The sequence below is a fragment of the Pseudomonas sp. efr-133-TYG-23 genome (genome assembly GCF_030209215.1).
Lineage (GTDB): Bacteria > Pseudomonadota > Gammaproteobacteria > Pseudomonadales > Pseudomonadaceae > Aquipseudomonas > Aquipseudomonas rhodesiae.
Genome location: NZ_JARVSL010000032.1, coordinates 40,155 through 62,667, shown reverse-complemented (window position 1 = coordinate 62,667; position 22,513 = coordinate 40,155). Strand labels below are relative to the sequence as shown.

The window sequence follows — 22,513 nt, the reverse complement described above, 5'->3', positions numbered from 1 at the left end:
CTTATGCCCTCTCGCCGCGGATGGAAACTGCCGGGAAGGGGTATTGCTCGTTGCGTTCCACCCAATCCATAAAGTCGGCGCGCGCGCCGGGGAAACCGATCAGGGTCCAGCCGACCATGCCTTTATTGCCCCCGTGAATCGGGTCGCAGAAAAACCCTTCTTTGGTGTTCTGCAGTAACAGGTTGAAGAACATCTTCGCCGGCACCGCCTCGAAATGGGCCGATACCTCGCCGCCGCCGGCTTCAAGGCGACGCAGCATATCGTCCTGGGTAGCGCTGTCTTGAGCGGCAAAGGCTTTGCCATTGAATGCCTTCGACCAGGCATCGGTCGCGGCAATGCCCAGGCGATAGATCTCTTTGGGCACCAACTTGCTCTGCCAGCCCATCTCTGGGGCGGCATCGGCGTTGAATGGCCCCTGCATGTACCACAACGCCCCACTGGCATAGGGCGTGTTCATCTGACGGTCGATGTACTCCGGCGCACCCGCTTCAAGGGCGCCGGGACCTTGGGCATCGGCAGGGATCAAGCGCGCGACGGCAGCCTGGATAAACGCCCATTCCTCAGCCGTGAAGTAGCTGGGTTCGTAGGCTTTTTCGCTAACCGCTGGCTTGGCCGCGCTGGCCTGTGCCGGCTCAGGCGTGGCCATCAGCATCGAACCACCCAGGCCGGTACTGGCAACCGTGACCACCGGGATCAAGGTCAAGGATTTGCGTAAAAAGTCACGCCGGGGGTTGTCTTGATCTTGATCAGACATGGAGCACCTCATCATGTGGTCACGGATTGAACAGCCGCTTCTGGCGAGCGGCTTGAGCGTCTACAGGGCAATTGGATCCAACTGTTTCAGAGAGATAGAACACAGCTGACATGAATAGTTACGAATGATAGCAGGCTAAGCATCGAGGAAAATCGATTCAGCTGAAAATCGCCGGCCACAAAGCCCGCCAAATCACGCTTCTTTGACGACCGACTCACACGGCATTGACCCGACGTCACCCAATCTGAGAGCCATTCGCCAGCTCCTTCCGGTTACGTCGACCATGTTGAAACACGCCTTATTTGCGGCTCTCTGCCTCACGCTCGTCAGCCTGTCAGCCCCTACCCCCGTGCAGGCCGATGAGATCATCACTTCCGTGCGCTCACCCGAATGGGCCCAACCGATTGATACCCACTATAACTTGCACCAGATGACCCCCACGTTGTACCGCAGTGGCTTACCGGATAGCGGCGCGCTGCCATTGTTGGAAAAGCTGAAGATCGGCACGGTGATCAATTTCCTACCGGAATCCGACGCCAGTTGGCTTAAAACAGTCGATATCAAACAAGTGCAACTGACTTATCGCACCAATCACGTTGATGATTCAGACGTACTGGCGGCGCTACGCGCCATTCAGCAAGCAGAGAACAGCGGCCCGGTGCTGATGCACTGCAAGCATGGTTCGGACCGTACGGGCTTGATGGCGGCGATGTACCGGGTGGTGATTCAAGGGTGGAGCAAAGAAGACGCGCTGAACGAAATGACCCTGGGTGGATTTGGCACCAGTAATGGGTTCAAAGATGGCGTTCGCTACATGATGCGGGCCGATGTCGACAAATTGCGCACAGCCTTGGCAAACGGAGATTGCAGCACCAGCGCGTTTGCACTGTGTTCGATGAAGGATTGGATCTCCACCTCAAACAAGGAGGGAGCAGATGCAGTAGGGGCGGACGTGATCAAGACAATGCAGCCACGTGAATGACCGCATTGTCTTGAGGCTCTTTGCGAGCCCCCCGCTCCTACAGGATTGAGGGAGGTTTCTTCAGTCTTTTTTCAGCTTTGGGTTCGGAAAGAACTGCACCGCCTGCACCTTCGGATCCGGCACTTTCAGCGCCGAGGTATTGACCCGCGTACCCAGTTCCTTGGGCACCGACAAGCCTTGATCATTGAGCGTGTCGGTATAGCCGCAGGCCACGCATTCGCGATGGGGCACGTTGTCCTCGGTCCACATTTTCAGCTTGTCCGGCTCGCTGCACGCCGGGCACACAGCCCCGGCGATAAATTGCTTTTTGGTGATTACAGGTCCTTGGCTCATGCTGCTGCGTCCTCGCTCAAGCCACTGTGACGCAAGAGAGCGTCAATGGAAGGCTCGCGGCCGCGGAAATCGACGAACAGCACCATCGGTGCCTGGGAACCGCCACGCGCCAGGATCGCATCACGGAACGCACGGCCGGTTTCAGCATTGAGCACGCCCTCTTCTTCGAACTTGGAGAAGGCATCCGCCGACAGCACTTCGGCCCATTTGTAGCTGTAGTACCCTGCCGCGTAACCACCGGCGAAGATGTGCGCAAAGCTGTTGGGGAACCGGTTGTAGGCCGGCGGACGCATGACCGAAACCTCGTCGCGTACGCCTTCAAGCACCTGCGCCACGCTGCGACCATCGCCATGAGTAGCATGCAGTTCGAAGTCGAACAGCGAGAACTCCAGCTGGCGCACCATCATCAGGCCGGATTGGAAGTTCTTCGCCGCGAGCATTTTTTCCAGCAGGTCCTGGGGCAGCGGCTCGCCGGTTTCATAGTGGCCGGAGATCAGCGCCAGACCTTCCGGCTCCCAGCACCAGTTCTCCATGAACTGGCTCGGCAACTCCACCGCATCCCATGCCACACCGTTGATCCCGGAGACACCAGCGTGGTCGACACGGGTCAGCAGGTGGTGCAGGCCGTGACCGAATTCGTGGAACAACGTGGTGACTTCATCGTGGGTCAGCAGAGCAGGCTTGCCGCTGTCGGCCGGGGTGAAGTTGCACACCAGGTTGGCCACCGGGCTTTGCAGCACGCCATTGATGGTGCGACGACGGTCGCGCGCGCCGTCCATCCAGGCACCGCCGCGCTTGTTGGCGCGGGCGTACAGGTCGAAAAAGAAGCGTCCGACGTGCTGGCCGTTTTCCTTGATTTCGAACAGGCGAACGTCCGGGTGCCAGGTGTCGAAACCCTTTTGCTCGGCGATCTCAATGCCATACAGGCGCTGCACGATGGCGAACAGGCCGCTCAGCACTTTGTCGATCGGGAAGTAGGCGCGCAGGGCTTCCTGGGACACGCTGTAGCGCTGCTCGCGCAGTTTTTCGCCGTAGTAACCGCTGTCCCAGCTTTGCAAATCGGCACAGCCCTGTTCGGCGGCGTAGGCCCTGAGCTGCTCCAGATCCTGAGCGGCAAACGGCTTACTGCGCTTGGCCAGGTCACGTAGGAAGCTCAGCACTTGGTCGCTGGACTCGGCCATTTTGGTGGCTAGGCTCAGTTCGGAGAACGAGGCGTAGCCCAGCAGGCTGGCCAGTTCCTGACGCAGGTCGAGAATCTGTTCCATCACCGGGCCGTTATCGTTCTGACCGGCATTCGGGCCTTGGTCCGACGCACGGGTGCAGTAGGCTGCGTAGATTTCCTCACGCAGGGCGCGGTCCTGGGCGTAGGTCATCACCGCGTAGTAGCTAGGGAACTCCAGGGTGATCAGCCAACCTTCGAGACCCTTGGCCTGGGCGGCGGCGGCCATCTGCGCCTTGGCCGAGTCAGTCAGGCCGGCGAGGGTGGCTTCATCGGTGACGTGCTTGGTCCAAGCCTGCGTGGCGTCGAGCAGTTGGTTGGAAAACTTGCTGCCCAGCTCGGAGAGTTTGCTTTGCACTTCGGCATAACGTTTTTGCTGCTCGGGCGGTAAATCGATACCCGACAGGCGGAAGTCGCGCAGGGAGTGTTCGAGGATGGTTTTTTGCGCCACATCGAAGCCAGCGGCTTCCGGGCTATTGGCCAAGGCTTCGAAGGCCTGGAACAACTCGCGGTTCTGGCCCATTTCGGTGGAATAAGCACTCAGTGCCGGCAGGCACGCCTCGTAGGCTTCACGCAATTCAGCGCTGTTACACACGGCGTTGAGGTGGCTCACCGGGCTCCAGGCCGCGCCCAGGCGATCATTGAGTTCATCCATGGCCAGGACCAAGCCGGCCCATGTCGGATTTTTCCCCTGGCTTTGCAGGATGCCTTCGATGGCAACGCGGCTGTCGGCGAGGATCTGTTCAATGGCCGGCTGAACGTGCTCGGCACGGATCGCCGAGAACGGCGGCAGGTCGTAGGGCTGCAGAAGAGGGTTGTTCGCGCTCACGGTGGGTACCTTGGCTGGAGAAACATGTAAGAACAAAGATGGGGCCATCTTAATTACAATCAATGCCCACCGCAGCTATCAGCAAAAGAGAGAGAAGCTATCGTGACCCTTCGCACCTATCAGAACCACACGCCAACCCTGGGCACCGGGGCGTTTGTCGATATTTCGGCGGTGGTGATCGGCGATGTCGAAATCGGCCCCGACAGCTCCGTATGGCCGCTGACCGTGATTCGCGGCGACATGCACCGCATCCGTATCGGCGCGCGCACCAGCATCCAAGATGGCTGCGTGCTGCACATCACCCACGCCGGGCCCTTCAACCCCGACGGTTTCCCGCTGCTGATCGGCGACGATGTGACCATCGCCCACAAGGTCATGCTGCATGGTTGCACGGTGGGCAGCCGTATTCTGATCGGCATGGGCAGCATCGTGATGGACGGCGCAGTGGTGGAAGATGAGGTGATCATTGGCGCCGGCAGCCTGGTGCCGCCGGGCAAGACACTGGAAAGCGGTTTTTTGTATGTGGGCAGCCCGGTGAAACAAATCCGTGCGCTGACTGACAAGGAACGCGCCTTTTTCACCTACAGCGCGGCGAACTACGTGAAGCTCAAAGACCTGCACCTGGCGGAAGGATTCGACCGATGACTCTGCATTACTCCACCGTGCTGTTCGACCTGGACGGCACCCTTACCGACCCGCGCGAAGGCATCACCCGCTCGATCCAGTACGCCCTCGCCAAGTTGGGCATTGATGAACCAGACCTGACCCGCCTGGAACACTTCATTGGCCCGCCGTTGCTGCAAGCCTTTATGCAGTTCTATGACTTCGATGAAGCCAAGGCCTGGGACGCGGTGAATTTCTATCGCGAGCGCTTCAAGGTCACCGGGCTGTACGAAAACCGCGTATTCGACGGGGTGATGCCGTTGCTGGAGGCACTCAACAACCAAGGCCGCCAGCTGTACATCGCCACCTCCAAGCCGTGGGAATTTGCCCGGGAAATTGCGCGGCATTTCGACTTTGCCAAGCACTTCAAGGTGATTTACGGCAGCGAGCTGGACGGTACCCGCACAAATAAGGTCGAGCTGATTGCCCACCTGATCAAAGAAGAGGGCCTGGACCCGGCCAACACCCTGATGATCGGCGATCGCAAGCACGACCTGATCGGCGCCCGTAGCAATGGGCTGGATTCGGCGGCGGTGGGGTATGGATTTGGCAGCTTTGAAGAATTGAATGCCGAAGCGCCGACCTGGCATTTCGAGACATTGGCCGCGATGCACGGGGCGTTTTTGCAGCGGCCTTAAAAATCGTCATCGGGGGCAAGCTGTGCAGCGTAAAAAGGTGGGAGGGGGCTTGCCCCCGATGAGGCCCAACAAGCCCACACCCTCCAACTGCCTTAACGCAGCCTTGCGCTGCATCGGCGGCATCTCGCCCATCTTTTCCACTGCGGCGTAGAATTTCAGCCAGTCCCCACCTTGCTGGGCAAACAACGCCGCAAACGCCGGCACCCATTGGTCATACAGCCCAAACGGCAGCAGCCGGGCGTTATTCATCGGCTGATTGATCCAGGCGTCATAGCGTTTGTCGCCCGCCCACTGGGTGTCGCGCAGTTGTCGATAGTCGTGGCGCAATTGCTCGAACTGCGCCGCCTTGGCCCGGCGCATCACCTCCGGAGCCAAGGGTTGTGCGTAAAGTTTTTCCAGGCGTTGGCGGGTGTCGAGGATCAAGCGGATAAATTGCTCGCGCTGCCGCGCCTGGGTATCGCTGATCGGCCCCAGCCCCCTCGCTGCACGCCATTGGCGCGTGCCTTCTTGCTCGACGAAACTGGCAAACGACTCGTTGAACTCCGTGTCGTCCTTTACATAGAAACGCTGGTGAGCCAATTCATGGAAGATCAACGTGGCCAGCCGCTCATCGCCCCAGTTCATCATCGAGTTCATGATCGGGTCGTCGAACCACCCCAGGGTGGAATAAGCCTCCACGCCGCCGATCGCCACATCCATGCCTTGCAGTTTCAACACTGCCGCCTCGCCGCGTGCGGCGCCCTGGTTGTAATAACCGCGATAGGCCACGCAGCCGGCAATGGGAAAGCAATGGGTCTGAGGCGTCAGAGAAAACTCCTGCGTGGCGAAGACATTCCAGACCACATAGGGACGACCGATGTCCGCGTACAGCCTGTAACTCAGGTTGTCGGGCAAGTGCAGATGGTCGCTGGCGAAGGTGCGTGCCTTCTGCGCTTGTGCCAGGTGTTCGCGCAGCACTTGGGGGCGCGTCGGGTCGGCAATGACTTGGGCCACGGGCTCGCGGGCTCGCAATAACTGCCATTGACCGCTCGCCAACTGGCTGTAGTAAGTGACACTGGAACAACCGCTCAGCAGCACAGTCAACGCCGCAACAACAAAACGCCTGACCATATTCCGACTGCTCCTGGGTAATGTGCGCGCCAGACTAGCGTGCCTGCCGGGAATTTTTCCACGGCCTGAGGTGTTTATACTCAAACCTCATCCTGCATAGAGACTGTGCCATGCGCCCATTGCTGTTTGCCGCCGCTGCCTTACTTCTGAGTGCCTGCACCACAACGCCGGTGCCGTCGGCCGATCCAAAACAGGCATGGGTCGATTTCATCACGCCCACTCCGGGAGCGAAGCTGGTGATGGCACAGCGTCTGGACGGCAAGAATCTCGACGACGGGCGCTACTTCCAAATGCCGCCCGGCGCCCATGAGCTGATGGTGCGTTTTGATTTTGAGGTGCCAGCGGGTGGCGGCCTGGGTGGACTCAGCCAGATGATGTACCGAACCTGCTTTATGACGTTGCAGTACGACCACTTCCAGGCCGGCCAGCGCTACCTGCTCGAAGGTCGCTCGCTGGCCTTCACGCCCAACATCCGGCTCTACGACTCGGCCCGTCAGTTGCTGGCAGAGGAGCGCAGTGTGAACTGCCTCTAATCAGTCGTTGTTTTTCTGGTAGATGATGCGTTTGGTGCCGTTTTCGCAGCTACCGACGATCATGGCGCTGTCGTGGTTCTTGGCTTCTTCGGCGGTGATGATCTCCAGGGTGTAGGACGGAATCGCCTTGGCCTGGATCTTCACTTCGATCTCTTTCCTGAGTTCTTCACAATCTTTTGGAGCGGCCACGGCCGATGTGGCCAACACACCGCAGATGATCGCCAAGGCAAAACGTTTCATGTTGAAGCTCCCTGAATGCATTGCGCACGAGTGTGCGACTAGGCTGCATAGGGTATAGGACCACAGGTGTGAAACGGGAGTTCTGATTTAACGCAGAACATCGTGGGAGGCAGCTTACGCCCTCCCACGATGGACCTTGTGTCAGTTTACGAGCGTGCCATCCAGGGTGATGGTTGCATTCAACACCTTGGATACCGGGCAACCTTCCTTGGCCTTTTTGCTCAGTTCATCGAACTGGGCCTGGCTGGCGCCTGGGATCTTGGCCTTGAGCGTCAGGTGCACGGCGGTGATCGCAAAGCCACCGTCGACTTGGTCCAAGGTCACGTCTGCCTGGGTGTCGATGCTGTCAGCCTTGAGGCCGGCATCGCCCAGAATCATGGAAAACGCCATGGAGAAACAGCCGGCGTGGGCCGCTCCGATCAACTCTTCGGGGTTGGTGCCCTTGCCGCCTTCAAAACGGGCCTTGAAGCCGTAAGGCGCGTCACGCAGTACGCCGGTTTCGGTGGAAATGGAGCCCACACCTGTCTTCAGATCACCTTCCCAATGCGCGGATGCCTTTTTAACGATACTCATAGCTTTCTCCTCGAACGGTGGTTTTGCTTCAGTAAGGTTCTGAGGATAGAAGCTCTGGCAAAGTTCAGTCATAGGAAAAACCCAGCAATTACGTAGGATTTTTTACGCGCGCTATTGAATCTCGGGTATATGCCCTCATTGCATAGAACATGCACATGAAGCGGCAGGTTTTGGTTCGTCTTAAGAAGCCTGCGCCCCTACTGGAGAAGCAGGCTTATGAAATCGCTGTCCGACATTAAGTTTTCCGCCCTCGACCTGGTGCCCGTGCGGGCCAATGGCAGCCCGGCGCAGTCCTTGCGCAATTCCCTGGACCTGGCTCAGCACCTGGAAAAATTCGGCTACAACCGCTTCTGGGTGGCTGAACACCACAACATGGATGGCATCGCCAGCTCGGCCACTTCAGTATTGCTCGGCTATCTGGCCGGCGGCACCTCGACGATTCGCGTCGGCTCCGGCGGCGTGATGCTGCCCAACCACGCGCCGCTGGTGATCGCCGAGCAGTTTGGCACCCTCGAAAGCCTGTATCCCGGGCGCATTGACCTGGGCCTGGGCCGCGCGCCTGGCTCCGACCAGATGACCGCCCGCGCCCTGCGCCGTGAGCGCTCGGGGAGCGCCGATGACTTCCCCGAAGACGTGGCCGAACTGATGGCTTACCTGGGCCCGCGCACGCCAGATCAAAGGGTCATCGCTGTTCCCGGCACCGGCACCAACGTACCGGTGTGGCTGCTGGGTTCGAGCCTGTTCAGTGCGCAACTGGCCGGCGAGCGCGGTTTGCCTTACGCCTTCGCCTCCCATTTCGCACCGCGCCTTATGCACGAAGCCATTCGCGTGTACCGCAACCACTTCAAGCCTTCAGCCGTGTTGGACAAACCCTACGTGATGTTGGGCATTCCGCTGGTGGCGGCCGATACCGACGAGCAGGCCGATTACCTGGCGACGTCTGTCTACCAGCGCATCCTCGCCTTGATGCGCGGCCAGAGCCTGGTGCAGCGCCCACCAGTGAAAACCATGGACGGCCTGTGGTTGCCCCATGAAAAGGACGCAGTCGGCAGTTTCCTCGGCCTGGCCATGGTGGGCAGCCCGGCGAAGATCCGCGCCAAACTTGAGGTGCTGATCGAACAGACCGGCGCGGACGAGTTGATCTTCACCTGCGACCTTTACGAACACGCCGACCGGATTCATTCCTACGAGTTGCTGGCGCAGCTGATGAAGGGCTGACCCAACCTCAGGCGAAAAAAAACCGACGCACCCGCGTCGGTTTTTTATGTCTGCAACACGGGGTTAGCCGCGTTTGTAGACGATTTCCTTGGTACCGCCTTCGCAACTACCGACCACTTGGGCGTCGGTCGAAGCGCCTTTGTCGACGATCTCCAGCGAATAGCCCGAAGCACCTTTGGCGTCGATTTTCGCGGCAATTTCGCTTTTGAGCTCTTCACACGGCTTACCCGCGGCCAGTGCGGAGCCTGCAATGCTCAACAAACCTACTGCTAACAGGAGCTTCTTCATCCGTTACTTCCTTGCGCTGATCGAAATGGACGTGCCGATGCAACGGCATCGGCACCCGAACGGTGTAGCGCAGGTTATGGCAATCGGCCAGTCAGCAAGTTCAACTCACGGGATCAACTGCTGGCAATTCGGAATCCCACTTTCAACGTCACCTGGTAATGCGCCACCTTGCCGTTTTCGATATGGCCACGGGTTTCGGTGACTTCGAACCACTCCAGATGCTTGAGGCTCTTGTTCGCTTCGGCGATGGCATTGTTGATTGCGTCTTCAATGCTGGTGGTGGACGAACCCACCAATTCGACTTTCTTGTACGTGTGATGATCGCTCATGGTGTTTCTCCTAAGGGTGGTTTATGCAGCCTAGCAGTCAATCTTCGTACTGCTTCTGGCGGCCGTTCCTACCCGAAAGTTCAGATTTACTGCACTTTCTGCAAACCCCGCAGTCGGTATCTACACACGCCACTCAATCACTTCAGGAGAGTCCACATGGCCAACACTTCTTTACGCAAAGCGTCGCTGGAAAGCATGGAAGCCGAGATTTCGAGCCTGCTCAAGTCCCTTGAAAGTCTCAAGGACGATGCGTCCGATGAGTCGCGCAAAACCTTGAAGGCCCTGAAAAGCAATGCCGAGAACGCACTCAAGCATTCCCGTCATCTGATCACCGACGCCTACGAAGAAAGCAAAGTCAAACTGCGCGAAACCGGCGTAGCGACTCGCGATTACGCACAAGAGCACCCATGGACCACCGCCGGCGTCGCCGTTGGCGCACTGGGCCTGCTGGCGGCTTACCTGCTGTGCAAGCGCGGTGACTAAACCGGTTGGCGCGACAGCTCAGCCTTGAGCCATTGCGCCAATTGCCGAGCGCGCCCATCCGCGGCGCGCTTGGGTAGCCACAACGCCAGGTGCGCCGGGGTTTCGCTAAAACCCCACGGCGCCACCAGGCGACCGGCCCGCAGATCCTCTGCCACTAACGGCTCCGGCGCGATCGCCACGCCCAAGCCGGCCACTGCCGCCTCCAGCAAATAATACAGGTGCTCAAAGCCTTGCCCGTGCTTTAACGCCGCCGATGCGATGCCGTATTGCTGCGCCCAGCTGGGCCAAGCCTGGGGTCGTGAAGTGGTGTGCAACAGCGCCTCGCCACACAACGCCGAGGCGGGCGCCTGGCGCAAACGCTCGTAGCCGCTGAAGCGCGGGCTCATTACCGGCCCGATACGTTCACTGGCCAACTCGTACACCTGCATATCCGCCGGCCATGGCGGTTCGGCGAACACCAGCAAGGCATCCAGCCCAGGCCGACGCGGGTCCAGATCGCCATCGCCCGCCGAAAGATGCAGACGCAGGTCCGGCAGATCGGCATTCAGCCGGCCCAGCCGCGGGATCAACCAGCGCGCGAGCAAGCTGCCTGAGCAACCGAGCACAAACGGGGCATCCACGCTGCTCTGAGTAAGTTCGGCACACACATCCCTCAAGCGCTCGAACGCCTCGCCGCTGGCGTCCCGCAGCCTTACCCCGGCATCTGTGAGTTTAAGGCCACGACCTTCTTTGACGAACAGGCTGACGCCCAGGTGTTCTTCGAGCACCTTCAACTGGCGACTCACTGCGCCGTGGGTCACATGCAGTTGCTCAGCGGCCTGGCTGACGCTGTTAAGGCGCGCGGTGGCTTCAAATGCGCGCAAGGCATTGAGGGGCGGGAGGTCTCGGCTCATCTGTGAGTTTTCCTGACAGGTTGCGGCGATCTTATCGGTTTTCAGCATCGAATGTGAGGGGTAGAGTGGCCCTCATTGCTTCCCACACGAATTCTTTCCTGGAGCGTCCCATGACTCAGTCCCAGACCGATCTACGCAACGGCCCAGACGCCAGCGGCCTGTTTGGCACCTTCGGCGGCCGCTACGTCGCTGAAACCCTGATGCCGTTGATCCTCGACCTGGCCCGCGAATACGAAGCGGCCAAGATCGATCCGGCATTCAACGAGGAATTGGCTTACTTCCAGCGCGACTACGTCGGTCGCCCAAGCCCGCTGTATTTCGCCGAACGCCTGACCGAATACTGCGGCGGCGCCAAGATCTACCTCAAGCGCGAAGAGCTGAACCACACCGGCGCGCATAAGATCAACAACTGCATCGGTCAGATCCTGCTGGCGCGACGCATGGGCAAAAAACGCATCATCGCCGAGACCGGCGCTGGCATGCACGGCGTGGCCACTGCCACCGTGGCTGCGCGTTTCGGCCTGCAATGCGTGATCTACATGGGCACCACCGACATCGAGCGCCAGCAGGCCAACGTGTTCCGCATGAAGCTACTGGGCGCTGAAGTGATCCCAGTGGTCGCCGGCACCGGCACCCTGAAAGATGCGATGAACGAAGCCCTGCGCGACTGGGTCACCAACGTCGACAGCACCTTCTACCTGATCGGCACCGTGGCCGGCCCGCATCCGTACCCGGCGATGGTGCGCGACTTCCAGGCCGTGATCGGCAAGGAAACCCGCACCCAGCTGCAAGCCCAGGAAGGCCGCCTGCCGGACAGCCTGGTGGCGTGCATCGGCGGTGGTTCCAATGCCATGGGCCTGTTCCACCCATTCCTGGACGACAAGAGCGTGGAAATCATCGGCGTCGAAGCGGCCGGCCACGGCATTGAGACCGGCAAGCACGCCGCCAGCCTCAACGGCGGCGTACCGGGCGTACTGCACGGCAACCGCACCTTCCTGTTGCAGGACGACGACGGCCAGATCATCGACGCCCACTCGATTTCCGCCGGCCTGGACTACCCAGGCATCGGCCCGGAACACGCGTGGTTGCATGATATCGGCCGCGTCCAGTACACCTCGGTGACCGACCACGAAGCCCTCGATGCTTTCCACAAATGCTGCCGTCTGGAAGGGATTATTCCTGCACTTGAGAGCGCCCATGCCCTGGCCGAGGTCTTCAAGCGCGCACCGACGCTGCCGAAGGATCACCTGATGGTGGTCAACCTGTCCGGCCGTGGCGACAAAGACATGCAGACCGTGATGCACCACATGGAACAGTCTCAGCAGGAGAAACACTAAATGAGCCGCCTGCAAACCCGCTTTGCGCAACTCAAGGAACAAAACCGTGCCGCCCTGGTGACCTTCGTCACCGCCGGCGACCCTGGCTATGATGCTTCCCTGGCGATCCTCAAAGGTCTGCCGGCTGCCGGTGCCGATGTGATCGAGCTGGGCATGCCCTTCACCGACCCAATGGCCGACGGCCCGGCCATTCAACTGGCCAACATCCGCGCGCTGGCCGCCAAGCAGAACCTGGCGAAAACCCTGCAGATGGTTCGCGAGTTCCGCAAGGACAACAACGAAACACCGCTGGTGTTGATGGGCTACTTCAACCCGATCCACAAATACGGCGTGCCCGCTTTTATCGACGATGCCAAAGCCGCCGGTGTGGACGGTTTGATCGTGGTCGACATGCCACCTGAGCATAACGGCGAGCTGTGCGACCCGGCCCAGGCCGCAGGCATGGATTTTATCCGCCTGACCACGCCGACCACTGATGACGCGCGCCTGCCGACCGTACTCAACGGCAGTTCCGGGTTTGTGTATTACGTGTCGGTGGCCGGTGTGACTGGCGCCGGCGCCGCCACCTTGGAACACGTCGAAGAAGCCGTCACGCGTCTGCGTCGGCACACCGATCTGCCGATCAGCATCGGTTTCGGTATTCGTACGCCGGAACAGGCCGCCGCAATTGCACGGCTGGCGGACGGTGTGGTGGTGGGCTCGGCGTTGATCGATCACATCGCCAATGCCAGCAGTGACCAGCAGGCTATCGACGGCGTGCTCAGCCACTGCGCAGCATTGTCGGAAGGTGTACGCAACGCTCGTAAGTAAAGGCCTCAGGCTCCCGACTGATCTAGGCTAGGCTGAAGGTGGGCATTGCGCCCCACCTTCAACGCACTTCTTGCCTATTGCTGTCTAACCACCTCTGCAAGCCCCACCGTTCTTGCTCCGTCGGTCGTTAAGTTAGTTGCATCAGAAGTCATCATTGTCTCCCTGGAGTACATCATGGCATTTGATCTCGTCCCACCTTCAGACTCGCGTCACTCCACCTTGCAAAAAGGCTTCAACCTGCGCTGGCCAAAAGGCAACGTTCAGGGCGAGTCGTCGCCCGACGGCGCCAACCTGATATACCTGTGTCACACCCCCCAGGACATCATCGACGCCGCCGCCCAGGCATTGGCGATGCCCATGGGCCGCATCACCGTGCGCAGCGGCGGCCACTGTTACGAGGGCTTCGTCTCCAACGTGATGCCCAATGCGCCTGGCGAGGCATTATCGATTTTGGATGTAGGCCAGATGAACCAAGTGGCCTACGACCCCAGCGGGCAGATTGGCTCAGTGCTGATGCCCGACTCGACCTACCGCTACAGCGTGCGCCTGGAACCCGGTTGCCAGAATTGGGACACCAGCGTCGCGCTGTACAAGCTGGCGGGCAAAGCCTTGCCGAGCGGTTCCTGTTATTCGGTGGGGCTCGGCGGGCATATCTGCGGCGGCGGTTACGGGTTGCTATCGCGCAAATACGGGCTGGTCTGCGACTGGCTGGACGGTGTGGATATCCTGGTGGCCGATGCCACCGGCACAGGCCTTGAACCGGTGCATGTGTCCCGCGACAGCACCGATAGCGACGAGCTGGATTTGTTCGCGGCCTGCTGCGGTGCCGGTGGCGGCCAGTTCGGCATCATCACCAGTTACTACTTCAAGGCGCTGCCGCCGGCACCGAAGGAAGTGCTTTGGCTGCCGTTGGAATGGGATTTGAACGAACTGGACCGCACCAAGCTCGGCGGGCTGCTGGACGCTTATCAGCTCTGGTTTGCAAGCCATCAGGCAGACCCAAGCACCTGGGGCCTGGCCACCAAGCTGGAGATGCGTCACGCCAATACCGGCAATGTCACTCTAGGCATTCATTACGTCGACAAGGATGGCCAACTTGATGACCTCGCGCCCTTCGACGACTTTGTCAGCAGCATGCTCGCTGCGGTCGGCGGGAGTGCACGGGAATCATTGTTGCCGTTTCATGTGGTGCACCAGCCCAGCGGCATGAATAAGGGCCGCCACATCACCTCCCTGCGCACCGCCCATGACGCCGCCAGGCGCCTGGACTGGCTGTACGCCACGCAATCGCTCAACGGGTCCGGCGACAATCAGCGCGGTCGCTATAAATCGGCGTATCAGAAAGGCGCGTTCACGCTACAGGTCAAGGACGCGATCTGGAACACTTTGAAATGGCCCGACCCAGCGCAATACCTGACCCAGAGCCTGATCCAGATCCAATCGTTTGGCGGGCGCATCAACGAAATGGAGGCTCCGATCCTGGCGCAGACCTCCGCCGCCCAGCGTTCCTCGTACCTCAAATGGCAACCGCAGTGCTATTGGCATTCGGCGGACGATGCAGTGGACCAGGCCCATGCCAACTGGATTCGCGGACTTTTTAAAGCGGCGTTCAGCACCGGCGTGCCGGACGATGCGCAATTCGAGGGCTGCTACATCAACTACCCGGACTTGGATATGACCTACATCGGCGGCGACCCGGCCAATGCCAAGAACCCGTCGTGGTATGGAATTTTCTTCCCCAACCCCCTCATCGAGAGCCGTCTGCGTAGAACCAAGCAACGCTGGGACCCATTGAATGTGTTCCGCAACGAAATGTCGGTGCCACTCCCGTAACGACCGGCGCCTCTGAGGCTACAACCCCGCTGGCGAGGGCATTGCGCCCTCGCCAGCGGGTGGCTGGTTTACAGCTCGATGCGCTCGACCTTGCCTACCAGCAGCACGTAGGACAACGCCCCCAGCAACGCCAGCAGCGCGATGTAGGTGATCGCCGGCGCAAACGAATCGCCGCTGGCCAGGAAACCGATGACGATTGGCGTGGTAATCGCCGCCAGGTTGCCGATGAAGTTGAACACCCCGCCGGTCAGGCCCAACAAGCGCGCCGGGGCGAGGGTCGAGACCAGCGACCAAGTGATCGAAGCCAGCCCGTTGCCGAAGAACGCCACGGCCAGGAAGGCGATGACCAACGGAGTCGATTCGACGAAGTTGGCGCCGATGATCGCCGTGGAGATCAGCAGGCCGCTGATGATCGGCAACTTGCGCGCAAACCCCACGCTCGCGCCGCGCCGGATCAGCCAGTCGGAAAACAGCCCGGAACACAGCACCCCAACGAATGCCGCAAGGAATGGCAGCGACGCGAGCATGCCGGACTTGATGAAGTCCATGCCGCGGTACTTCACCAGATACGTCGGGAACCACGTCAGGAAGAACCACAGCGTGGAGTTCAGGCAGAACTGCCCGAGGTAGATCCCCCACAGTTTGCGCTTGCTCAGGACAATACCCAGGTCGACCCAGCTGAACGGCGTCTTGGTCTTGGCCGCTTGGGTGCTGAGGTCCACCAGCCCACCACCGTCGCGGATCAGGTCGATTTCGGCCTGGTTGATACCTTTGAAGTCACGCGGCTCGCGGTACACCGCGTACCAGATCGCCGCCCACAGAATGCCGACGCCACCGGTCACCACAAACACCATGTGCCAGCCATAGTGATGCTGCAGCCAAGCCAAGACCGGTGTCAGGAACGCCAGCCCGACGAACTGCCCGGAGGTGTAAAAGCCAATCGCCGTGGCGCGTTCACGCTCGGGAAACCAACTGGTGACCACGCGGCTGTTGATCGGATAGGCCGGCGCTTCCAACGCACCGACCGCCATGCGCAGCACAAACAGCGCAATAAAGCTGGCGGCAAACCCGAGCATCACCGTGGCGATGGACCACAGCAGCAGGGCAGCGGTGTAGAGAATGCGCGGCGGCACCCGGTCCACCAGCCAGCCGCCGGGGATTTGCATGGCCGCGTAGGTCCAGCCGAAGGCCGAGAAAATCAGGCCGACGTGCACCGGGTCGATACCCAGGTCACTGGTCAGGGCCGGCGCTGCAATCGACAGATTGCTGCGGTCCAGGTAGTTGATCACCACGGTGATAAACAGCAGCACCATGATGAAGAAACGCTTTCGGCTAGGCGTGACTAAAGGAGCCTGCCCGGTCAAGGATTCAGGTTGCATGGGGGGAGTCTCTTCTTATGTTTATTGAGGACAAGTCTTACTGAAGAAACCGGATTGAATGTGGGAGGGGAGGTTGCCGCCGATAGCTGAGTGTCAGTCGACAGCGTCAGTGGCAGGGCCATCGCAATCGGGGGCAAGCCCCCTTCCACATTTTTTACCAGGTATCTTCAGGTGAGCATCACCACTCGGCGAAGCTGCCGTCGGCGTGGCGCCAGATCGGGTTGCGCCAGCGGTGGCCGATGGCAGCGCGCTCGATCACGTATTCCTCGTTGATCTCGATGCCCAGGCCCGGGCCGTTAGGGATCTTGACGAAGCCCTGCTCATAATCGAACACGCCGGGGTCACGCACGTAGTCGAGCAAGTCGTTGCTCTCGTTGTAGTGGATCCCCAGGCTTTGCTCCTGGATAAACGCGTTGTAGCAGGCCGCATCCAGTTGCAGGCACGCCGCCAGCGCAATCGGGCCCAGCGGGCAGTGCAGGGCCAGCGCTACGTCGTAGGCTTCGGCCATGTTAGCGATCTTGCGGGTTTCGGTGATGCCGCCGGCGTGGGAGGCGTCCGGCTGGATGATGTCGACATAACCTTCGCTGAGCACGCGCTTGAAATCCCAACGCGAGAACAGGCGCTCGCCCAGGGCGATCGGGGTGCTGGTCAACGGCGCCAGTTCCTTGAGCGCTTCGTAGTTTTCGCTGAGTACGGGCTCTTCGATAAACATCAGCTTGTACGGGTCCAGCTCTTTCATCAGCACTTTGGCCATCGGCTTGTGCACGCGGCCGTGGAAGTCGACGCCGATGCCGACGTTGGGGCCGACCGCATCACGCACGGCGGCGACGTTGGCCAGGGCCAGGTCGACTTTTTCGAAGCTGTCGAGGAATTGCAGCTCTTCGGTGCCGTTCATTTTCACCGCAGTGAAACCACGCGCCACGGCGTCTTTAGCCGCGCGGGCAGTATCAGCGGGGCGGTCGCCGCCGATCCATGAATACACGCGGATTTTGTCGCGCACCTGGCCGCCCAGCAGATCGCTGACGGAAACGCCGAGGGCCTTGCCCTTGATGTCCCATAGCGCCTGGTCGATACCGGCGAGGGCGCTCATGTGCACCGCGCCGCCACGGTAGAAACCGCCGCGGTAGAGCACGGTCCAGATGTCTTCGATGTTGCGTGGGTCTTTACCGATCAGGTAGTCGGACAGTTCTTCAACGGCAGCAGCCACGGTGTGGGCGCGGCCTTCGACCACAGGCTCACCCCAGCCGGTCACGCCCTGGTCGGTTTCGACCTTCAGGAAGCACCAGCGCGGCGGGACGATAAAGGTCGTCAGTTTGGTGATTTTCATCTGTTATCTCTCTTGTAGATGCAGCGCCAGGGGCGCAGAACTTGAATTCAGCTCAGGGCTTTCCAGGCGGCGACATAAGCCTGGGCGCGGCTCGCTACCTGATCCACTGTCATACCCGGTTTGAACAACCCGGAACCCAGCCCGAACCCCTTGGCGCCGGCGTCGGTAAACACCTGCATGTTGTCCGGGGTAATGCCGCCCACCGGCAGCAACAACGTGCCCGCCGGCAATACCGCCAACCACGCCTTGATCACCGCCGGGCCCATTTGCTCGGCCGGGAACAGCTTCAACACGTCGGCGCCTTCGGCCAGTGCGGCAAAGGCCTCGGTGGGCGTAGCCACACCCGGCGACAGGTACAGGCCCGCCGCTTTGGCAGCGTGCAATACCTTGGCGTCACTGTGGGGCATGACGATCACTTGGCCACCGGCGGCTTTCACCTGCTCGACCTGCTCGGGCGTCAACACCGTGCCGGCACCGATCAGGCAATCGGCTGGCAAGCTGTCACGCAGGATGCGGATGCTGGTGTAAGGGTCCGGTGAATTAAGGGGTACTTCGATCACGCGAAAGCCGGCCTGGTACAGCACCTGGCCGACCGCCTGGGCTTCCTCCGTGCGCAGGCCACGCAGGATGGCGATCAAACCGTTTTGAGCGAGTGCTTGCTTGAGCATGTCAGGCCTCCGTTGCAGGTTGAGTGAGCCCGGCCGCCAGCGCCAATTGCCACAGGCCGCGCTCGGTGGCTTCTTCGGCCAGGCTGACATGGGCAAAGCCGCAGAGGGCGAGGGCGCGTTGGTAGCGCGCGCATAAAGGGCCGGCGCCGACCAGGATGATCGGGGTGTGCCGAGCGCGCTCAGGCAGACCGGCCAGCTCATGACCGATCATCAGACCGGACAGGTAGTCCGCTTGCTGGTCGGGCGCGAGTTCGGCGGTCAGGCCCAGAGTGCGGGCGCTGAACAGCGTCGACAGCACGCCGCGCTGGCCATCCTGAGAGCGCGCCACTTGCACGCCGCGATCAAAGGCTTCGGCCTGGAAATGTTCGCAAGGCTGTTGCGTACGCCCCAGAATGCTGTGCTTGCTGAGGATCGCGAACACTTCACCGGTCATAAAGGTGTCGAAATGGGTGATGCAGCCACCGACCACCTCGACCCACTTGGAGTGGCTGCCCGGCAGGCCGATCAAGACTTCACCGCCGGCCGCCCGGTTGTGCAGCACGCCGAGCACCTGGGTTTCTTCGCCGCGCATTACGTTGGGCAAGCGGCCTTGCTCGATCACGCCGGGCACGATATGTACCGCCACGCCACGCAGGCTGCGTACGGTGTGCAAGGCTTTGCCGAGACTGGCGACGTCCACCGGCGTATTGCGGTATGCCGCTTCGCTCCAGCCCTGAGCGCTGCCCACCATGCCGCAGGCGATCACCGGCAGGTGTGGCTCGGCGTCGAGCCAATCTCCACACGCTGCGTCGAACGCCAACTCAAAACCATCGCTGCAGCGCACGCCGGCAATGTCGCGGGGTTCGCTGGGCAGATGCATGATGCCCGACGCCAGCGAGCGTTGTTCCAGCACCACGCCTGCGGGGCCGAGTTTGTAAGCACGAAGGGAGCTGGTCCCCCAGTCGAGCGCGATCAATTGCGCCTGCATCGCTTCACCTGAAATGTGTGGGTGCTGAAATAAGCAGATGGGCGACTATAAACCTATGCTGTGAAATATCTCAATATATAAATGGCTATCCCACATAGTGGGAGATAGGCAAGCAAAGTCCTACGTGTCATCGGGAATGTGCGGACTTGCGTCTTGCAAGAAGAGGTTAAAAAACCGACAGATCCAGCTCGCGCATTGCACCCATCCAGATCGCGTAGTCGGTGTGGTCCTTCAACTCATCGCCGGTATCGGGGTGCAGAAACACCACCAGTCCGTTTCGATGCAGCGCCAGCCACGGCAGCATTACGCCGATGTACTCAGCGTCGAAGGCCAGTTGGCAGCTCCAGTCCGGGTGCGGGCCTACGGGGCGCTCATGCACACGGCCCATGCGTATCGGGAACAGCTTGGCCGCGTCCTCGCACAAGGCGCGCGCTTGTTCGAGCGTGCTGGCATCAAAGTAGATATGAGCGTGATAACCCTTGATACGGTGCATGACCGGCTCCGATGGGGATGTGCGCCAGATGCTAGACCGCAATCGAGGGCAGGGCCAGTCCGGTCAGCGATTGCGCGCTGCTGGCTTGTTCGGCCACCAGCCAATCGACGAAGCGCTCCACCAGTTGCCCACGCCGTTTGCGCTGCGGTTGCACCACGTAATAGCCGAAACGGGAGATCACCGTGTCGCTGAACGGACGGCACAGCCAGTTCTGTTCCAGCAGGTTATCCACCAGATGACGCCAGCCAATGGCCACGCCTTGGCCGGCAATCGCCGCCTGGATCAGTAAGGTGTAATTGTCGAAGCGCAATTGGCCGGGGGTCGGTGCGGCGCTGAGGCCCAATTCGCGGAACACGCCGCTCCAATCGAACCACTGGCTGTTGTTTTCCTGGCGCAGGTGCAGCAGGGGGCAGTCGGGCAAGTCCTGCACGGCCAAGGGTTTGTCCTGGCCCTTGAGCCACTGCGGGCTGCACACCGGGAAAACCTCCTCGTTGAACAACCACAGACTGTCGCCCTGCTTGAACCGGCCATCGCCGAACAACACCGCCACGTCGATATCGCTGCGCAAGGTGGCGTGGTTGCGTTCGCTGGTCACCAGGCTTACATCCACCTGCGGGTTGGCCTGGTGGAATCGATGCAGGCGCGGCATCAGCCAGTAAGCGGCGAAAGCAAAGTCGGTGGCCACTTGCAGCACTTCGTGCTGGCTGTGCTGGGTGATCGTACTCAGGCCTTGGTTGATGGCCTGCAGGCCGCCTTGGACGTGTTCGAACAGCAGCGCGCCAGCGTCGGTCAGTTCAATGCCACGGTAGATGCGGTCGAACAGGCGAATCGCCAATTGTTCTTCCAGGCGCTTGATCTGCTGGCTGATGGCCGGCTGGGTGGTGCCCAGCTCCCTGGCGGCGGCGGTAAAACTACGGTGGCGCGCGGCGGCTTCAAATGCGCGCAGCAGGTCCAGTGACAGATCTCCCAGGGCTTCATACATAAGCTGTGCTTATCCTAGACATTGCTTTTCATGGGCTTTACCCCATTTTTCATGGGCTGCATGCTCACTGGCATAAACACCGCCTATGGAATGCCGATAACCCATGAAGCGCAAGAACATTCTTTTCATCATGGCCGATCAAATGGCCGCGCCGCTGCTGCCGTTCTACGGTGCCTCGCCAATCAAGTTGCCCAACCTCAGCCGTCTCGCCGCCCAGGGCGTGGTGTTCGACGCCGCTTATTGCAACAGCCCGCTGTGTGCGCCCTCGCGTTTCACCTTGGTCAGCGGCCAGTTGCCAAGCAAGATCGGCGCCTACGACAACGCGGCGGATTTCCCCGCCGATGTACCGACCTATGCCCACTACCTACGCCGCCTCGGCTACCGCACTGCGCTGTCGGGCAAGATGCACTTCTGCGGCCCCGACCAATTGCACGGCTACGAAGAACGCCTGACCAGCGACATCTACCCCGCCGACTATGGCTGGGCGGTGAACTGGGACGAGCCGGACGTGCGCCCCAGCTGGTATCACAACATGTCCTCGGTGCTGCAAGCCGGCCCGTGCGTGCGTACCAACCAGTTGGATTTTGACGAAGAAGTAGTGTTCAAAGCCCAGCAATACCTGTTCGACCATATCCGCGAAGACGGCGACCAACCGTTCTGCCTTACCGTGTCGATGACCCATCCCCACGACCCGTACACCATTCCCAAGGCGTTCTGGGATTTGTACGACGACAGCGATATCCCCTTGCCCGCCACACCGGCCCAAGGCGACCTCGATCCCCATTCCCAACGCTTGCTCAAGGTCTATGACCTGTGGGACAAGCCGCTGCCTGTGGATAAGATCCGCGACGCCCGCCGCGCCTACTTCGGTGCGTGCAGTTACATCGACAGCAATGTCGGCAAACTTCTGCAAACCCTGGAAGACACCGGCTTGGCCGACGACACCCTGATCGTGTTCTCCGGCGACCACGGCGACATGCTCGGGGAGCGCGGCCTCTGGTACAAAATGCACTGGTTCGAGATGGCCGCCCGCGTGCCGCTGCTGGTATACGCGCCGGGGCAATTCGCGGCGGGCCGGGTGAGCGCTGCGGTGTCCACCGCCGACCTGCTGCCGACCCTGGTGGAACTGGCCGGTGGCGAACTGGACCCACGCCTGCCGCTGGACGGCCGCTCGCTGGTTCCGCATCTGCAAGGGCAGGGCGGCCATGACGAGGTATTCGGCGAGTACATGGCCGAAGGCACCATCAGCCCGCTGATGATGATCCGCCGGGGCGCCTACAAATTCATCTACAGCGAGGACGACCCTTGCCTGCTGTTCGATGTACACAACGACCCGCACGAGCGGGAAGACCTCAGCCAGTCACCGGAACACCGGCCACTGTTCGAGGCGTTTTTGCAGGAAGCGCGGGCTAAATGGGACATCCCGGCGATCCACCAGCAGGTGCTCGCCAGCCAACGCCGTCGTCGCCTGGTGTTCGAGGCGCTGACCCACGGCAAGCTGAAGAGCTGGGATCACCAGCCACTGGTCGACGCCAGTCAGCAGTACATGCGCAACCATATCGACCTCGACGACCTGGAGCGCAAGGCACGTTATCCACAACCCTGCCAACACTAATAAAACTGAGGGAAGGC

At 60.7% G+C, this 22,513-nt stretch carries 25 protein-coding genes; 10 read left to right on the top strand and 15 right to left on the bottom strand.

The window, feature by feature from the left end; translation table 11 throughout:
- Nucleotide 1: 1 nt before the first annotated feature.
- Entirely contained in the window at nt 2-754 is a 753-nt protein-coding gene (locus QRN41_RS21605; RefSeq protein WP_034101679.1) for a gluconate 2-dehydrogenase subunit 3 family protein, read from the bottom strand.
- Nucleotides 755-1,037: 283 nt separating this feature from the next.
- Here QRN41_RS21605 and QRN41_RS21600 point away from each other — a divergent pair, with 283 nt between their 5' ends.
- Complete coding sequence (locus QRN41_RS21600; protein WP_167417378.1) at nt 1,038-1,736, top strand: dual specificity protein phosphatase family protein; 699 nt, start codon at nt 1,038-1,040, stop codon at nt 1,734-1,736.
- 60 nt (nt 1,737-1,796) lie between these two features.
- Here the strand turns inward: QRN41_RS21600 and QRN41_RS21595 are convergent, their stop codons facing one another.
- Together QRN41_RS21595 and prlC are read right to left on the bottom strand one after the other, a co-directional pair.
- Entirely contained in the window at nt 1,797-2,069 is a 273-nt protein-coding gene (locus QRN41_RS21595) for a YheV family putative zinc ribbon protein (RefSeq protein WP_034101676.1), read from the bottom strand.
- Nucleotides 2,066-4,165, bottom strand: a complete 2,100-nt coding sequence (gene prlC, locus QRN41_RS21590) for an oligopeptidase A (protein WP_173603347.1) — start codon at nt 4,163-4,165, stop codon at nt 2,066-2,068. The genes QRN41_RS21595 and prlC overlap by 4 nt, the downstream gene beginning before the upstream one ends.
- A 54-nt stretch (nt 4,166-4,219) precedes the next feature.
- Between prlC and QRN41_RS21585 the strand changes: the two genes are divergently transcribed.
- The gene (locus QRN41_RS21585; protein ID WP_167417376.1) at nt 4,220-4,762 is read left to right on the top strand and encodes a gamma carbonic anhydrase family protein; all 543 of its coding nucleotides are present in this window, start codon (nt 4,220-4,222) and stop codon (nt 4,760-4,762) included.
- On the top strand, nt 4,759-5,418 hold the full coding sequence (locus tag QRN41_RS21580; protein WP_099312980.1) for an HAD family hydrolase: 660 nt from the start codon (nt 4,759-4,761) through the stop codon (nt 5,416-5,418). The genes QRN41_RS21585 and QRN41_RS21580 overlap by 4 nt, the downstream gene beginning before the upstream one ends.
- A 6-nt stretch (nt 5,419-5,424) precedes the next feature.
- Here QRN41_RS21580 and QRN41_RS21575 read toward each other — a convergent pair whose 3' ends face one another.
- Entirely contained in the window at nt 5,425-6,528 is a 1,104-nt protein-coding gene (locus tag QRN41_RS21575; protein WP_167417375.1) for an aminopeptidase, read from the bottom strand.
- A gap of 110 nt (nt 6,529-6,638) precedes the next feature.
- Between QRN41_RS21575 and QRN41_RS21570 the strand changes: the two genes are divergently transcribed.
- Nucleotides 6,639-7,061 (top strand): PA0061/PA0062 family lipoprotein, encoded by a 423-nt coding sequence (locus QRN41_RS21570; protein WP_034136334.1) that lies wholly within the window; start codon nt 6,639-6,641, stop codon nt 7,059-7,061.
- Here QRN41_RS21570 and QRN41_RS21565 read toward each other — a convergent pair whose 3' ends face one another.
- Nucleotides 7,062-7,301, bottom strand: a complete 240-nt coding sequence (locus tag QRN41_RS21565) for a DUF1161 domain-containing protein (RefSeq protein WP_016969660.1) — start codon at nt 7,299-7,301, stop codon at nt 7,062-7,064. It lies immediately after the preceding gene.
- Between the two features lie 141 nt (nt 7,302-7,442).
- Entirely contained in the window at nt 7,443-7,874 is a 432-nt protein-coding gene (locus QRN41_RS21560; RefSeq protein ID WP_123479126.1) for an OsmC family protein, read from the bottom strand.
- 216 nt (nt 7,875-8,090) lie between these two features.
- On the opposite strand from QRN41_RS21560, the gene QRN41_RS21555 reads away from it, so the two are divergent.
- Nucleotides 8,091-9,092, top strand: a complete 1,002-nt coding sequence (locus QRN41_RS21555; protein ID WP_034111111.1) for an LLM class flavin-dependent oxidoreductase — start codon at nt 8,091-8,093, stop codon at nt 9,090-9,092.
- 63 nt (nt 9,093-9,155) lie between these two features.
- Here QRN41_RS21555 and QRN41_RS21550 read toward each other — a convergent pair whose 3' ends face one another.
- Both QRN41_RS21550 and QRN41_RS21545 read right to left on the bottom strand, forming a co-directional pair.
- Entirely contained in the window at nt 9,156-9,380 is a 225-nt protein-coding gene (locus QRN41_RS21550) for a DUF1161 domain-containing protein (protein WP_034136332.1), read from the bottom strand.
- A 113-nt stretch (nt 9,381-9,493) separates the two neighbouring features.
- A complete protein-coding gene (locus QRN41_RS21545) occupies nt 9,494-9,709 on the bottom strand; it encodes a dodecin (RefSeq protein ID WP_003170747.1) in 216 nt (71 codons plus the stop codon).
- 156 nt (nt 9,710-9,865) lie between these two features.
- Here QRN41_RS21545 and QRN41_RS21540 point away from each other — a divergent pair, with 156 nt between their 5' ends.
- Nucleotides 9,866-10,192 (top strand): ElaB/YgaM/YqjD family protein, encoded by a 327-nt coding sequence (locus QRN41_RS21540; RefSeq protein WP_034101663.1) that lies wholly within the window; start codon nt 9,866-9,868, stop codon nt 10,190-10,192.
- Here QRN41_RS21540 and QRN41_RS21535 read toward each other — a convergent pair.
- Nucleotides 10,189-11,085 (bottom strand): LysR family transcriptional regulator, encoded by an 897-nt coding sequence (locus QRN41_RS21535; protein WP_034136378.1) that lies wholly within the window; start codon nt 11,083-11,085, stop codon nt 10,189-10,191. The two genes, QRN41_RS21540 and QRN41_RS21535, sit on opposite strands and share 4 nt — an antisense overlap.
- 110 nt (nt 11,086-11,195) lie before the next feature.
- On the opposite strand from QRN41_RS21535, the gene trpB reads away from it, so the two are divergent.
- The 3 genes from trpB (at nt 11,196) to QRN41_RS21520 (ending at nt 15,065) form a co-directional block, all read left to right on the top strand.
- Nucleotides 11,196-12,422, top strand: a complete 1,227-nt coding sequence (trpB, locus tag QRN41_RS21530; RefSeq protein ID WP_167417374.1) for a tryptophan synthase subunit beta — start codon at nt 11,196-11,198, stop codon at nt 12,420-12,422.
- Entirely contained in the window at nt 12,423-13,232 is an 810-nt protein-coding gene (gene trpA / locus QRN41_RS21525) for a tryptophan synthase subunit alpha (protein ID WP_034101661.1), read from the top strand.
- 174 nt (nt 13,233-13,406) lie between these two features.
- Entirely contained in the window at nt 13,407-15,065 is a 1,659-nt protein-coding gene (locus tag QRN41_RS21520; protein ID WP_167417373.1) for an FAD-binding oxidoreductase, read from the top strand.
- 68 nt (nt 15,066-15,133) lie between these two features.
- Here the strand turns inward: QRN41_RS21520 and QRN41_RS21515 are convergent, their stop codons facing one another.
- From QRN41_RS21515 to QRN41_RS21490, 6 genes are all read right to left on the bottom strand, one after another.
- Nucleotides 15,134-16,444, bottom strand: coding sequence for an MFS transporter (locus QRN41_RS21515; protein ID WP_034136328.1), 1,311 nt, complete (start codon nt 16,442-16,444; stop codon nt 15,134-15,136).
- Nucleotides 16,445-16,622: 178 nt separating this feature from the next.
- Nucleotides 16,623-17,771, bottom strand: a complete 1,149-nt coding sequence (gene dgoD / locus QRN41_RS21510; protein ID WP_034111103.1) for a galactonate dehydratase — start codon at nt 17,769-17,771, stop codon at nt 16,623-16,625.
- Nucleotides 17,772-17,818: 47 nt separating this feature from the next.
- Nucleotides 17,819-18,439 carry a 2-dehydro-3-deoxy-6-phosphogalactonate aldolase gene (locus QRN41_RS21505; protein ID WP_167417372.1) on the bottom strand — a complete coding sequence of 207 codons (621 nt, stop codon included), beginning with the start codon at nt 18,437-18,439 and terminating at the stop codon, nt 17,819-17,821.
- 1 nt (nt 18,440) lies between these two features.
- On the bottom strand, nt 18,441-19,406 hold the full coding sequence (locus tag QRN41_RS21500) for a 2-dehydro-3-deoxygalactonokinase (protein WP_167417371.1): 966 nt from the start codon (nt 19,404-19,406) through the stop codon (nt 18,441-18,443).
- A gap of 166 nt (nt 19,407-19,572) precedes the next feature.
- The gene (locus tag QRN41_RS21495; RefSeq protein ID WP_034111099.1) at nt 19,573-19,899 is read right to left on the bottom strand and encodes a DOPA 4,5-dioxygenase family protein; all 327 of its coding nucleotides are present in this window, start codon (nt 19,897-19,899) and stop codon (nt 19,573-19,575) included.
- Nucleotides 19,900-19,930: 31 nt separating this feature from the next.
- Nucleotides 19,931-20,881 (bottom strand): choline sulfate utilization transcriptional regulator, encoded by a 951-nt coding sequence (locus tag QRN41_RS21490; protein WP_167417370.1) that lies wholly within the window; start codon nt 20,879-20,881, stop codon nt 19,931-19,933.
- Nucleotides 20,882-20,984: 103 nt separating this feature from the next.
- Here QRN41_RS21490 and betC point away from each other — a divergent pair, with 103 nt between their 5' ends.
- A complete protein-coding gene (gene betC, locus QRN41_RS21485; RefSeq protein WP_173603346.1) occupies nt 20,985-22,496 on the top strand; it encodes a choline-sulfatase in 1,512 nt (503 codons plus the stop codon).
- Nucleotides 22,497-22,513 lie beyond the last annotated feature (17 nt).